Source organism: Geminicoccus roseus DSM 18922 (assembly GCF_000427665.1).
Classification (GTDB): Bacteria; Pseudomonadota; Alphaproteobacteria; order Geminicoccales; family Geminicoccaceae; genus Geminicoccus; species Geminicoccus roseus.
On record NZ_KE386572.1, the window covers coordinates 1327556 to 1340008 of the forward strand.

At 68.7% G+C, this 12453-nt stretch carries 14 protein-coding genes; 4 read left to right on the forward strand and 10 right to left on the reverse strand.

Features of this window, described 5'->3' with window-relative positions:
• Positions 1-8: 8 nt before the first annotated feature.
• The 8 genes from GEMRO_RS0107395 to GEMRO_RS28230 all read right to left on the reverse strand — a co-directional run bounded on the left by GEMRO_RS0107395 (position 9) and on the right by GEMRO_RS28230 (position 7467).
• Positions 9-1025, reverse strand: coding sequence for a Gfo/Idh/MocA family protein (locus GEMRO_RS0107395; protein ID WP_027133484.1), 1017 nt, complete (start codon positions 1023-1025; stop codon positions 9-11).
• A complete protein-coding gene (locus tag GEMRO_RS0107400) occupies positions 1022-1858 on the reverse strand; it encodes a shikimate dehydrogenase family protein (RefSeq protein WP_051328796.1) in 837 nt (278 codons plus the stop codon). The genes GEMRO_RS0107395 and GEMRO_RS0107400 overlap by 4 nt, the downstream gene beginning before the upstream one ends.
• Positions 1855-2289, reverse strand: coding sequence for a MaoC family dehydratase (locus GEMRO_RS0107405; RefSeq protein WP_035484899.1), 435 nt, complete (start codon positions 2287-2289; stop codon positions 1855-1857). Before GEMRO_RS0107405 ends, GEMRO_RS0107400 begins: the two co-directional genes overlap by 4 nt.
• Positions 2286-3050: an enoyl-CoA hydratase/isomerase family protein gene (locus GEMRO_RS0107410; protein ID WP_027133487.1), complete on the reverse strand. Its 765-nt coding sequence runs from the start codon at positions 3048-3050 to the stop codon at positions 2286-2288. Before GEMRO_RS0107410 ends, GEMRO_RS0107405 begins: the two co-directional genes overlap by 4 nt.
• Positions 3047-4573, reverse strand: coding sequence for an acyl CoA:acetate/3-ketoacid CoA transferase (locus GEMRO_RS0107415; RefSeq protein ID WP_027133488.1), 1527 nt, complete (start codon positions 4571-4573; stop codon positions 3047-3049). The genes GEMRO_RS0107410 and GEMRO_RS0107415 overlap by 4 nt, the downstream gene beginning before the upstream one ends.
• Before the next feature lie 4 nt (positions 4574-4577).
• Complete coding sequence (locus GEMRO_RS0107420; RefSeq protein WP_027133489.1) at positions 4578-5852, reverse strand: TRAP transporter large permease; 1275 nt, start codon at positions 5850-5852, stop codon at positions 4578-4580.
• A gap of 4 nt (positions 5853-5856) precedes the next feature.
• A complete protein-coding gene (locus GEMRO_RS32490) occupies positions 5857-6384 on the reverse strand; it encodes a TRAP transporter small permease (protein ID WP_027133490.1) in 528 nt (175 codons plus the stop codon).
• A gap of 108 nt (positions 6385-6492) precedes the next feature.
• On the reverse strand, positions 6493-7467 hold the full coding sequence (locus tag GEMRO_RS28230) for a TRAP transporter substrate-binding protein (protein WP_169728335.1): 975 nt from the start codon (positions 7465-7467) through the stop codon (positions 6493-6495).
• A 138-nt stretch (positions 7468-7605) separates the two neighbouring features.
• On the opposite strand from GEMRO_RS28230, the gene GEMRO_RS0107435 reads away from it, so the two are divergent.
• From GEMRO_RS0107435 to GEMRO_RS28240, 4 genes are read left to right on the forward strand one after another with little or no spacing between them, the layout of a single operon-like run.
• Entirely contained in the window at positions 7606-8763 is a 1158-nt protein-coding gene (locus tag GEMRO_RS0107435) for an acyl-CoA dehydrogenase family protein (RefSeq protein ID WP_035484902.1), read from the forward strand.
• Complete coding sequence (locus tag GEMRO_RS0107440) at positions 8760-9545, forward strand: 3-ketoacyl-ACP reductase (protein WP_027133492.1); 786 nt, start codon at positions 8760-8762, stop codon at positions 9543-9545. The genes GEMRO_RS0107435 and GEMRO_RS0107440 overlap by 4 nt, the downstream gene beginning before the upstream one ends.
• Positions 9545-10045, forward strand: coding sequence for a MaoC family dehydratase (locus tag GEMRO_RS28235; RefSeq protein ID WP_051328798.1), 501 nt, complete (start codon positions 9545-9547; stop codon positions 10043-10045). The genes GEMRO_RS0107440 and GEMRO_RS28235 overlap by 1 nt, the downstream gene beginning before the upstream one ends.
• Positions 10046-10054: 9 nt before the next feature.
• Positions 10055-11176 (forward strand): LacI family DNA-binding transcriptional regulator, encoded by a 1122-nt coding sequence (locus tag GEMRO_RS28240; RefSeq protein ID WP_051328799.1) that lies wholly within the window; start codon positions 10055-10057, stop codon positions 11174-11176.
• A gap of 16 nt (positions 11177-11192) precedes the next feature.
• Here GEMRO_RS28240 and GEMRO_RS0107455 read toward each other — a convergent pair whose 3' ends face one another.
• Positions 11193-11735, reverse strand: coding sequence for a hypothetical protein (locus GEMRO_RS0107455; protein ID WP_027133493.1), 543 nt, complete (start codon positions 11733-11735; stop codon positions 11193-11195).
• Entirely contained in the window at positions 11732-12421 is a 690-nt protein-coding gene (locus GEMRO_RS28245) for a peptidoglycan-binding protein (RefSeq protein ID WP_051328800.1), read from the reverse strand. The genes GEMRO_RS0107455 and GEMRO_RS28245 overlap by 4 nt, the downstream gene beginning before the upstream one ends.
• Positions 12422-12453: the final 32 nt, after the last annotated feature.

The window sequence follows — 12453 nt, forward strand, 5'->3', positions numbered from 1 at the left end:
AGGAGTGGTCAGCCGGTGCTGCCGGGCGGATGCAGCATCGCGTCGATCAGCCGGCGGCTGGCGATGGCGTCGTCGATGTTCACCATCGGCCGGCGGTTCTGGTCAAGCGCGTCCAAAAAGTCCGCGATCAGGGCGCGGTGGGAATCGCGGGGAAAGGCCATGGGATCGGCGCCGCCGCCCAGGGTCTGCTCCTCGCCGAGCTTCTCGTGTCGGCCATCCTGGTGGAACAGGTCGAGGCTGCCGCCTTCCAGGCGCGCGGTGGCCTTGCTGAACACCAGGTCGATCCGCTCGGAGAAGCCCGGATAGCAGGCGGTGGTGGCGAGGATCATGCCGGGCGCCCGGGTGGCGCCGAAGCGCGCCAGGGCCGAGACATGGTCCTCGGTCTCCATGCGGTGCAAAGCGGTGGTGGCGACGGTGGACGCCTCGATGGCGATCTCGCCCACCAGGGAGCGCAGCAGGTCCAGGACATGGATGCCCTGGGTGAGCAGGACGCCGCCGCCGTCGCGGGCCAGCGTCCCGCGGCCTGGCTCGTCGTAATAGCTCTGCGGGCGCCACCAGGGGATCATGCAGTGCGCCGCGCAGAGTTCGCCCAGCTCGCCAGAGGCGATCAGGTCGAACAGGCGGCGCGAGGCCGGGCGGAAGCGGTGCTGCAGGACGACCCCGATCTGCAGGTTCCTGGCAGCGGCCAGGTCGCGCAGTTCCTCGGCGACGCTTGTGGTCAGCCCGACCGGCTTCTCGATCAGAAGATGCTTGCCGGCCTGCAGCACGGCCTTGCCGAGCGCATCGTGGCTGTCCGGGGGCGTGAGCAGGACGACCGCCTCGACCCGGGCATCGGCCAGGACCTGGTCGATGTCGGTGATGGTCGGGAAAGGGAACACTTCAGCGAACGCCGCGCAACGTTCCTGCGTCCGGGCAGCGGCCCACACCACCTCGGCCCGCTCGGACAGGTCCTGGAGGCACATGGCATGGGGGCGAACAGCCATGCCCAGGCCGATCACGGCGATGCCTCGGCGCTGACGGCTCATCGGGTCTCTCCTGCAGCGAAGAAGTCGCAGATCGCTTCGACCTGCCCTTCCAGCATCTGCATGCCGCGCTGGACCTGGCAACCCCTGGCGGCGGCGGCCTCGACCAGCGGCGAGGTGGCGGGCTTGAGGATCACGTCCACGACCAGGGACGAGGGAGCGATGCGGGAAGGCTCGATCGGGTAGGGATCGGATGGCCGCATGCCGAGCGGGGTGCAGTTGACCACCACGTCGAAGCCGTCCGGATCGGGCGCTCCGGTCTCGACCGCCAGGCCCGGATGGGCCTGCCCGACGCTGGCGGCGAGTTCCTCCAGGCGGCGCTGGTCGACATCGTAGAGGCGCAGGAGTGCAGGCTTCTCGTCGGCCATGGCATGCGCCACCGCACGCCCGGCACCGCCGGCGCCGGTGAGCAGCACGCGCCGGCCGGCCACGCTGCGGCCGTCATCGGCCAGCGCCCGGATGCAGCCCTTGCCGTCGAAATTGTCGCCGACCAGCCGGCCGTCGGCGGTGCGGCGGATCGCGTTGACCGCGCCGATCCGCCGGGCGCTCGGCAGGATTTCGTCCAGGAGATCCATGACGGCGATCTTGTGCGGGACCGTGACGACGATGCCGCCGAGGTTCTGGATCAGGCGCAGGCCGGCCATCGTTGCTTTCAGGTCGGCGGGCGCGACATGGGCGGGCGCAAGCACCGCCTTGGCGCCGCGCCGGCGGAAGGCCGGGTTGAACAGGCCGGGCGAGCCCACCTGGGCGATCGGGTCGCCGATGATCAGGAAGAGGCGGGTGTCGCCGCCGAGCGGCAGGGGCAGGCCCGGCAGGTCGGGGAGGTCCTGGGTCATCCTACCCATTTCATGATGTGCCGGCCGACGACGCAGAGTTCGCCGTCGTGGCGGGTGATGGTGCATTCGGCGGTGGAGCGGGACGTCGTCTCGTCCAGCTCGACGATCCGGTAGCGGGCGGTCAGCGTGTCGCCCAGGAAGACCGGCGCCAAAAAGCGCAGGCGGTCGTAGCCGAGCGTGACCGGGCGGCGCGGCGACCCGCCGTCGATCGCCCGGGCGCTGAGCGCCGCCTCGGGCGCGGACAACAGGCCCAGCACCGCCAGGCCATGGGCGATCCGCTTGCCGAACGGCGTCGTGGCGGCATAGTGCTCGTTCACGTGAAGCGGATCGAAGTCGCCGCTGATCGCGCAGAAGAAGCCGAGATCCGCCTCGGTGAAGGTCTTGGTGAAGCTGGTCTCGATGCCCGGCTTCACGTCGCCGAACATGCTCATGCCGGCTTGGACTTGCGGTTCAGGAACGCGCCGACCCGCTCCTTGCGCTCCGGCGTGTCCAGGATCAGCGACGCCAGCAGGCGCTCCAGCTTGAGCGACTGGCGGATCGGGTCTTCCGCCGCCTCGCGCAGGACCTCGCGGGCAAAACGGATCGCCGGCGGGCTGCGCTCGGCGATCTTCTTGCCAAGCTCGATGGCCTTTCCCAGCACCTGGTCGGCCGGGACGACCCTCGCGGCGATGCCATGGGCGCCGGCCTCGGCGCCGGTGAGGGCGCGGCCGGTCAGGATCAGGTCGGCGGCGATGGCGCGGCCGGCCAGATGCAGGATGCGCTGGGTGCCGCCCTGCCCCGCGATCACGCCGATGCCGGTCTCCGGCAGCGCCAGGTTGGCGTCCTCGGCGCACACCATCAGGTCGCAGGAGAGCGCCAGCTCGAAGCCGCCGCCAACCGCATGGCCGCGCACTGCGGCAATGGTGGGCTTGCGGGCATGGGCAAAGCGGTCGAATTCCTCCAGCCAGTCGGCCAGGACCGCCTCGATCGCGGTCTTGTGGTGCACCTCGGTGAGGTCGGCGCCCACCGAGAAGTGGGTCGGCGTGCCGGCCAGGACGACCGCATGGATGGAATCGTCCTGCTCGGCCTCGACCAGCGCGGCCACCAGGTCCTTGGCCATCCGGTCGGAGAGCGGATTGCCACGCCGGGGCTGGCCGGTCATGGTCAGGATGCGGACGGGACCGTCCGTGGTGATCGCGAGATGCTCGGTCATGACGGGAAATGCTCCGCGCTCATCAGCCTGGGATGACGCACGATCGGGGTGAAGCCCATCCGGGCCAGGATGTCCTGCTCGATGTCGATGCCGGCGGCGACTTCGATGAGTTCCACCCCTTCCGGGGTGAGCGTGAACACCGCGCGTTCGGTGACGTAGACGACGGTCTGGCCGCGCTCCAGCGCCTGGTGGCCGCTGAAGGTGACGCCGGCGACCTCGTGGACGAATTTCTGGATCTTGCCGGGCTCGATCACCCGGACGCCGCCGCCGCCGATGTCGAGCCTGGTGCCCTTGGTGTCGAAGCTGCCGCAGAACACCACCTTCTTGGCGTTCTGGGTGATGTCGATGAATCCGCCGGGGCCGATGAAATCCTGACCCAGATGGCTGACATTGACGTTGCCGTGCCGGTCGCACTCGGCCATGCCGAGAAAGGCGATGTCCAGGCCGCCGCCATGGTAGAAATCGAACTGGTCGCAGGCCGACACGATCGCCATCGGGTTCACCGCCATGCCGAACAGCGTGCCGGTGATCATGGCCCCGCCATGGATGCCCTGCTCGATCGTGGTCCAGTAGCGGTGGAACTCGTGGCGCTCGGCGATGATGGCGGCCACGCCGGAGGATGCGCCGAAGCCGAAATTGACGGTGGCTCCTTCCACCAGTTCGGCGGCGGCGCGCAGGGCCAGGACCCGCTTCATCCCGCCCGAGGCGTCCTCGGAGACCGGCAAGGCGGTGGTGCGCTTCAGGCCGGCCAGCGCCGGATCATAGGATCCCCGATAGGTCTGCTCCTGGGCGGGCGCCACCAGGATGTCGGTGACCAGCGCCCCCGGCACCTTGACGTCGCGCGGCGGCTGGCTGGCAGTCTCCACCTGGGCGCGCACCTGAACGACCACCCGGCCGCCATTGTTGTGCGCGGCCATCGCTGCGGCGAAGCTGTCCAGGTCGGCCGGCTCCTCCACCAGGCTGAGGTTGCCGGCCGCGTCAGCGTAGGAGCCCTTCAGGATCGCGACGTCGACCTTGAGCGGCCGGTAGCGCAGGTAGGTCTCGCCCTCGATCTCGATCAGCTCGACCAGATCCTCCTTCGCCGCCGCGTTGATCTTGCCGCCCTGGCGGCGCGGATCGGCGAACGTCTCCAGCCCGGTCTTGGTGATCAGGCCCGGCCGGCCGGCGCCGCTTTCCCGCAGGAGCAGGCTGATCACGCCGCCGGGTAGCGAATAGGCCTCGATCTTGTCCAGGCGGGCCAGCTCCTGCATCGGCCGGGACCAGGTCCAGTGCCCGCCGATGACCCGTTTGACCATACCCTCATGAGCGAAGCGATTGGCGCCGCGCCGGTCGCGGTCGCCAAAGCCCAGGGCATGGACCAGGGTGAGGCCTCGGGGATGGCCGGTCTCCAGGAAGCGCTTCTCGATCGCCTCGAACACCAGGTCGGGCTCGAGCAGGCCGCCGCCGGATGCCGCCACCGCGATGGTGGCGCCGTCCTCGATCGAGGCGGCAATCTGCGCGGCGCTGCGGAGCTTGCCGGTCATCGCCTTAGTTTCCGAACATCAGGGAGGGGAGGAAGGTCACGATCGACGGCACCAGGATCAACAGGCCGATGGCGAGCAGCAGGGTGAAGAAGAACGGCAGGCAGGCCCAGAACACCCGTTCGATCGGCAGCCGCGAGACCATCGCCACCCCGTAGAGGGCCACGCCCACGGGCGGGGTGATCAGGCCGATCACGCACATGATGCAGAACAGCACGCCGACATGGATCGGGTCGACCGCCGTGGAGGAGATCAGCGGCATGATCGCCGGGACCACCATCAGGATGATCGGGGTGGCATCCATGAACATGCCGAGCAGCAGCACCACGAGCAGGATCATGATGGTGATCAGGGTGGGATCGCTGGTCAGGGAGGTGACCTCGCCCGAAAGGAGGAGCGGAAGCTGCTCGCGGGCGAACACCCAGCCGTCCAGGCCGGAGATCGAGACCACCAGGAGAAGGGCGCCTACGGCGGTGCCGGCGGCGACGATCTCCTGGTAGAGGTCGGTGATGCGCAGGGTGCCGTAGAACAGGCCGAGCAGAATGACATAGGCCACCGCGATCACCCCGGCTTCGGTGGGGGTGAAGATGCCGGTGAAGATGCCGCCGATGATGAAGACCGGGGTCAGGATCACCAGGGCGGAGTTCCACAAGGCGGCACCGACCCGGCGCAACGAGAACGGCTCGCCCTTGGGATAGCCGCGCTTCCAGCTCAGGATGCCGACCATCGCCATCAGCAGGCCCACGATCATCAGGCCGGGCAGGACGCCGCCCACGAACAGCTTGCCGATCGACACGTTCGCGGTGGCGCCGAAGATGATCATGATGATCGAGGGCGGGATGATCGGGGCGAGCGTGGAGGCGCTCAGGGTGACGGCCGCGGCAAAGCTCGGGTCGTAGCCGCGCTCGCGCATCGCCTTCACGGTGATCGTGCCCACGCCCACCGCATCCGCCGCGGCCGAGCCGGACATGGCGGAGAAGATCATGCTGGCCAGCACCGCCACATAGCCGAGGCCGCCGCGGATATGGCCGACCAGGGCCTGGGCCAGGCCGAAGATGCGTTCGGTGGCGCCGCAGAAGTTCATCAGGCGCCCGGCCAGCAGGAACATCGGGACGGCGGCCAGGATGTTGTCGTTGACCGTGCCGATGATCCGCTGCGGCGCCAGGGCGAACGGAATGCCCTTGAGCTGCAGGTAGAGCAGGGCCGGAGCGCCCAGCGCCACAAAGATCGGGGCGCGCAGCGCGATCAGGACGAACACGCCGAGCAGGACGGTGGTGAGCATCGGGTCAGCTTCCCACCGGCTCGTGCATGCTGGCATCCCGCTGCTGCGGGGTCGGCACGCCGATGGGGTGGCGGCGCAGCAGCATCATGCAGGCATGGCAGAACATCATGGCGAAACCGATCGGCATCGCGATGGTCTGGGCGCTCGAGGTCACGCCCAGCGCCGGCATGACCTGCCGCGGCCCGAACAGAGAGTGGCGGAAACCGATCCAGGCGATCATCGCGATGAAGACGATCACCACCGCGTCGACCAGATAGCCCACCAGCGTGCGAAGCGTGCCCGGCAGGTTGTTGACCAGGACGTCCACGATGAAGTGCTCGGCCATGTAGAGCGCCCGCGCGCCACCGATGAACACCAGCCAGATCATGAAGATCCGGGTCAGTTCCTCGGTGAAGTCCAGGGGCGAGGCGAGCACGAAGCGGAAGAACACCTGCAGCAGCATGGCGATCACCAGGCCGGCGAAGGCCAGGAAGATCAGCAGCCCTTCGAGATGCACCAGCCAGCGCTCGGCGCGCGTCAGACGCTCGATCATGGCGACGTCATTCCTGGATGGAGGAAGGCCTGGGAAACGGGTGAACGGGCGGCCTCGCCCCGGGTCCGGATCGGGATCCGCGCCCGGGGGCGAGCCGCGCCTTTCCGATCACTGGGTGTCGCGGATCCGCTGGACCAGTTCTTCGCCGTACTGCTGGGTGAACTTGTCGGCGACCTCCTTGGTCGCGGCCTTGAAGGCTTCGCGATCAGGCTCGGTCACGGTGACGCCGTTCTCCTTCAGGAAGGCGATGTCCTCCTCGAAATTGGTGCGGAACAGCTCGCGCTGCATTTCGGTGACCTCAGCGAACGCCTCGTCGAACTCGGCGCGCTGCTCCGGCGTGAGGGCCGCCATCGCGTCGGCGTTCGCCACCACCACCTTGTACAGGAAGAAGTGCCCGGTCAGGGAGAAGTGCGGCGCCTGCTCGTAGAAGCGCATGTTGCGGTAGCCGGAATTGTCGTTCTCGGCGGCGTCCACCGTGCCGGTGGCGAGGGCGGTGTAGACCTCGCCATACGGCATGGGCGTCGCCTGGGCGCCTAGCGCGTTGAAGGTGTCGATGTAGACGGGGCTGCCAATCACCCGGATCTTCTGGCCCTTCAGGTCATCCGGGGTCTTCACGTCGACTTCGCGGGTGAAGACGTGGCGCAGGCCGGCCGACCACCAGCCGAGCACTTCCAGGCCGGACTCTTCCTTGATCTTCGCCTCGATCTCCTCTCCGATCGGACCGTCGACCACCGCCCAGGGGTGGCTGCTGGCATCGCGGAACAGGAACGGGATGTCGAACACGCCCACGCTCGGTGCGAACTGGGAAAGATGCGAGCCGGCCACCGTGGTCATGGTGATGGCGCCGATCTGCGCCTGCTCGATCGAGTCGGTCTCGCCGCCGACCTGCCCCTGCGGGAACACCTTCATGCTCAGGCCGGTCTTGGATTCCGCGAGCTTCTTCTCCAGCGCCGCGAACGCGGTGTTGGAGGGCTCGCCCGGCGGGTTGACGTGGGCGGCGGTCAGCTCGACCGCATGACCGAGCGTGGTCGAGGCGAGGAGAAATGCGGCGGCGAACATGCCGCTCAGGCGGATCTTGGACATCCAGCGAGCCTCCCTGGCTTTTTTGATGTAGGCCATATCGTGGCTACTAGTTCGTTCTACTAGATCGATGTAGTGTCGTGAAAACCGCCTGTCCACGCCTTTTTCGGCTGGAATTGGCGGGATCAGGGATGGGAGCGGATGGATCGGCGGCTACTGCAGCGCACCGACGAGCTGGACGAGCGGCATCGCCGGATGCACCGCACCGTGCAGGATTTCGTCGAGGCGGAGGTGCGCGACCGGGCGCAGGAACTAGACGAAAACGAGGCCTTTCCCCTCGACCTGTTCCAGGCGATGGCCGGGCTCGGCCTGTTCGGGATCGGCGTGCCGGCGGAGATGGGCGGAGCCGGATCGGACTGCGTCGGCTACACCGTGGTGATGGAGGAGCTTTCGCGCGGCTATGCCAGCATCGCCGACCAGTGCGGGCTGGTCGAGATGGTCGCCACCCTCCTGGCACGGCATGGCACGCCGGAGCAGCGTGCGCGCTATCTGTCGCCCCTGCTCCGCTACGAGCGGCGCTGTGCCTATGCCGTCACCGAGGCGGAAGCGGGCTCCGACGTCTCGATGATCCAGACCCGCGCCGAGCGGGTCGCCGGCGGGTGGAAGCTGGATGGCAGCAAGACCTGGATTCACAACGCGCCGGTCGCCGATTTCACCGTGGTGCTGGCCAAGACCGATCCGGAGGCCGGCACGCACGGCATGAGCGTGTTCCTGGTCGACGCGGACCGGCCCGGCTACGCCATCGGGCCGAAGGAACGCAAGATGGGCCAGCGCGCATCCCAGGTGGGCGCGCTGTCCTTCGACGGCATCCTGCTTCCGGACGAGGCGCTCCTGGGCGAACCCGGGCAGGGCTTCGCCATGATGATGAGCGTCCTGGACAAGGGAAGGATCGGGATCGCCTCCCTGTCGGTGGGCCTGCTTCAGGCGGCGCTCGAAGCCTCGATCGACTATGCGAAGACCCGGCGGCAGTTCGGCCGCACGATCGGCGAGTTCCAGGCGGTGCAGTGGATGCTGGCCGACATGGCCACGGACCTGCAGGCCGGCCGGCTGATGGCGCGCGACGCCGCGGCGCGGCTGGACCGGGGCGAGCGCGCCTCCGTTCCCTGCGCCATGGCCAAGCGGTTCGCCTCCGATGCCGCTGTCGCCCACATCTCCAACGCGGTGCAGATCCATGGCGGCATCGGCTTCATCCGCGGCGTCGAGGTCGAGCGGCTCTACCGGGATGCCAAGATCTGCCAGATCTACGAGGGCACCAACGAGATCCAGCGCATGATCATTGCACGCGAGTTGCTAAAATGAACGGCAAGGAACAGGCGCCAGCCCAGCGGGCCGCCCTGGTCACCGGCGGCGGTCGCGGCATCGGCCGCTCGATTGCCCGGGCCCTTGCGGCCGACGGCTTCGCGGTGGTGGTCAACGACCTGCCGGACTCCCCCGACCTTGCGGAAACCGTCGCGATGATCCGCGCCGATGGCGGCATCGCTCATCCGCTGCCGGCCGACATCGCCCTGGTCGAGGACCATGCCGCCCTGGTGGAACAGGCGTTCGCCCTTGCCGGCGGGATCGACTGCCTGGTCAACAATGCTGGGATCGCCGCTCTGCGCCGGGGCGACCTGTTTGAGGTCAGCCCGGCGCAGTTCGACCGGCTGATCACCGTCAACCTGCGCGCGCCGTTCTTCCTGTCGCAGGAGGTGGCCCGGCGGATGACGATGCAGCCGAGCGGGCGGTTCCGCTCGATCATCACCGTCTCCTCGATCAGCGCGGAGATCGCGTCGGTGGACCGGGCGGAATACTGCATCGCCAAGAGCGGCCTCGCCATGCTGACCCAGCTGTTCGCGCTGCGGCTGGCGCCGCATGGCATCCGCGTCTACGAGATCCGGCCGGGCGTCATCGCCACCCCGATGACCGCGCAGGTCAAGGACCGCTACGACCGGCGCTACGAGGAAGGATTCACCCCGATCAACCGCTGGGGGCAGCCGGACGAAGTCGGGCGGGCCGCCGCCATGCTGGCATCGGGCACCCTGCCCTTCTCGACCGGCGAGGCCGTCCGGGTGGATGGCGGCCTGCACATGAGGAGCTTCTGATGGGTGCTGATTCGACCACCCTGGCCGGCCGGGAGCTGACCAGCGGGATCTACGACTTCGACCAGATCGAGGTCGGCGACCATTTCCATACCTCGCGGATCACCGTCACCGAATCGCATGTCGTGGGCTTCGCGGGGCTGTCCGGCGACATGTTCGACGTGCACATGGATGATGGTTTCGCCAGGGCGCACGGCTTCGCGGGCCGGATCGCCCACGGGCTGCTGATCCTGTCGATGGCGGACGGGCTGAAGAACCGGGCGCCGGTGCGGATCAAGGGCATCGCCTCGCTCGGATGGAACGACTGGCGCTTCAAGAAGCCGGTGCTGATCAACGACACGATCCGGGTGACCGTCACCGTGGCCGCCAAGAAGCCGCACCGGGCACCCGACCGCGGCATCGCCACCCTGCGGTTCGTGGTGTTCAACCAGCACGACGAGGTGGTGCAGGAGGGCGAGACGCTGCTCTTCTGCGAGCGCGCGAGCGAAGCGCGCTCAGCCTGATCCACCACCATGACCTTCCTGCGACGCCCTCTCGATGTCGAGCCGGATAAGCCGGCGGCGAAGAGCCGGATCACGCTCAGCGACATCGCCCTGGCGGCCGGGGTGTCGCGCGCCACTGTCTCGCTGGTGCTGCGCAACAGCCCGACCATCCCTCGCCGCACGCACGAGCATGTCCTGCGGCATGCCGCTGACCTGGGCTATGTCTACAATCGTGCGGCCGCCGCCCTGCGCACCGGCGGCACCCACATCATCGGGCTGGCGATCCACGACATCACCAATCCCTATTTCACCGCGATCGCCGCGGCGGTGCAGCGCGAGCTGCGCGTGCTGGGCCGCATGGCGTTCCTGGGCGATTCCGGCGACACGCCGGATCTGCAGCGCGCCTTTGTCGAGGCGGTCCGCGAGTACAATGTCGACGGCATCATCATCTCGCCGTCGGCCGGCACCGATCCCGCCTGGATCGCGCGGCTGCGCGAATGGCGGCTGCCTTGCGTAATGGTCTCGCGCAGCCTGCCGGGCGTCGAGGTCGATTTCGTGGGCGGCGACAATTTCGGCGGGATGAGGCGGCAGACGGCCCATCTGCTGGAACTCGGCCATCGGCGGATCGCGATGATCGGGGTCAACGAAACCATCTCCACCGGCCGCGAGCGCCTGGCAGGCTACCGCGCGGCACTGGCCGAAGCGGGGATCCCGCCCGACCCGTCGATCGAGATCGCGTGCCCGGGCGTGCGCAAGGCCGGCCACGACGCGCTGATCCAGTTGCTCCGCGACGACGATCCGCCCACCGCCTTCGTCTGCTTCAACGACATCACGGCGTTCGGCGTGATGCTGGGCCTGCAGAGCCTGGGCCTGAAGGCCGGCCAGGACATCTCCGTCGTCGGCTTCGACGATGTCGAGGAATCGGTCCTCTGGCGGCCGGCGCTGAGCACCGAGCACGTGTCCTGCGATGCGATCGGCGTCGCCGCCGTGCGCCTGCTGATGCGGCGGATCGCCGATCCCGATGCGCCGGTGGAACGGGTCGTGATCGCGCCCGAGCAGCGGATCCGGCAGACGACCATGCCGCCTCCGTCCCGTCAGCGGCTGCGCGGCATGATCGGGGCCGCGAGACAGTGGACGGAGCCGGCGCGCTGACCCGGGCAGGCGTCGCTCAAGGAGCCGGCTCCCCCAGGCAGGTGGGCGGGCCATCCGCCAGCGCACGAGCGGCTTCGTTGCTGCTGGCGCGGCCCGCCAGGCAGGGTTGCGGCTGGTCCAGGCGCACCACGAACAGGACGGAATCGTTCCGGACCGGATCATCGGCCTTCGGCACCGCGGCCCGGAAGATCAGGGCCCGGGGCTCGCCTGCCTCGTCCAGGCGCCACTCCACCACGTCCGATCCGCCGATGTTCGCGAACGGGCCGGTGAGCTTCCGGTAGGCCGGATCGTCCGCCCCGCTCCAGCGGGCCCCGTCCCGGCGCAGTTCCAGCCAGGAACGCTCGTCGGTGTTCAGGAACAGCAGGCGCCATCCAGCCAGGCCGGGACATTCCTGGCCCTGGACCCCTTGTTCGGCCAGCGAGTGGGCAAGCGCGTCAGGCACCTCATGGCAATCCTCGGCGCGGACCGAACTGTAGCTGCTGTCCACCCCCTTGGCGGCGCCGGCCAGGGGCGGAAGGAACAGGAGGCCCAGCGCCATGCCGATCCGAAGCCTGGTCATCCGAGCCCCAGCCGCTCACTGGTACGGCTGCCGACCATGCCGTCCGGAACCAGGCCCGCCTGCGCCTGGAAGGCGACCACCACCGCCCGCGTCGCCGGGCCGAAATCGCCGTCCACGACCAAGCTGGCGCCAAGCTCGTTCAGCCGGCGCTGCAGGGCCACGACCTCGGGACCGCGGTCTCCCAGGTTCAGGACCATGGCCGGTGCCGCCCTGCCGACACCCAGCCGCCCCTCGCCATGCCAGCGCCGGATCAACTGGTCGCTGACCTCGAAATGCATGGCGTCCTCGGTGCGGAAGGCCGCGCCCCAGAACCAGCCATGGCGGTTGAAGATCGGGGCGATCCGGGCGAGCCCTTCCTGGACAGTGCCGTCGCCCCGCTGGTCGAGCACGCCGTCCAGGGTCAGGTCGATGGCGGTTCCCCAGGAATGGTTGCTGATGGACGAGGTGGAGCCGCGCACGAGGCGGGCGCACAGCATCCCGGCGGTGCCAAGCCCGGCATGGACATCGGGCACCTCGGCCCGGACGTCGATCAGGACCTGCTCCAGGCTCTCCACGGCGGGCGCGATGCCGCGCACGCGGAAGGGCCCGACATCCTGGAGGCGGATCTTGGCCCGCAGGCTGGGGTTGGTGATTTCGCGGCAGACCGTGTCATAGTCGTCGCGAGGGTTGCCCAGCAGCGAAAGCATGGTCGTCTGCCGGGCACAGCTCAAGCCATTAT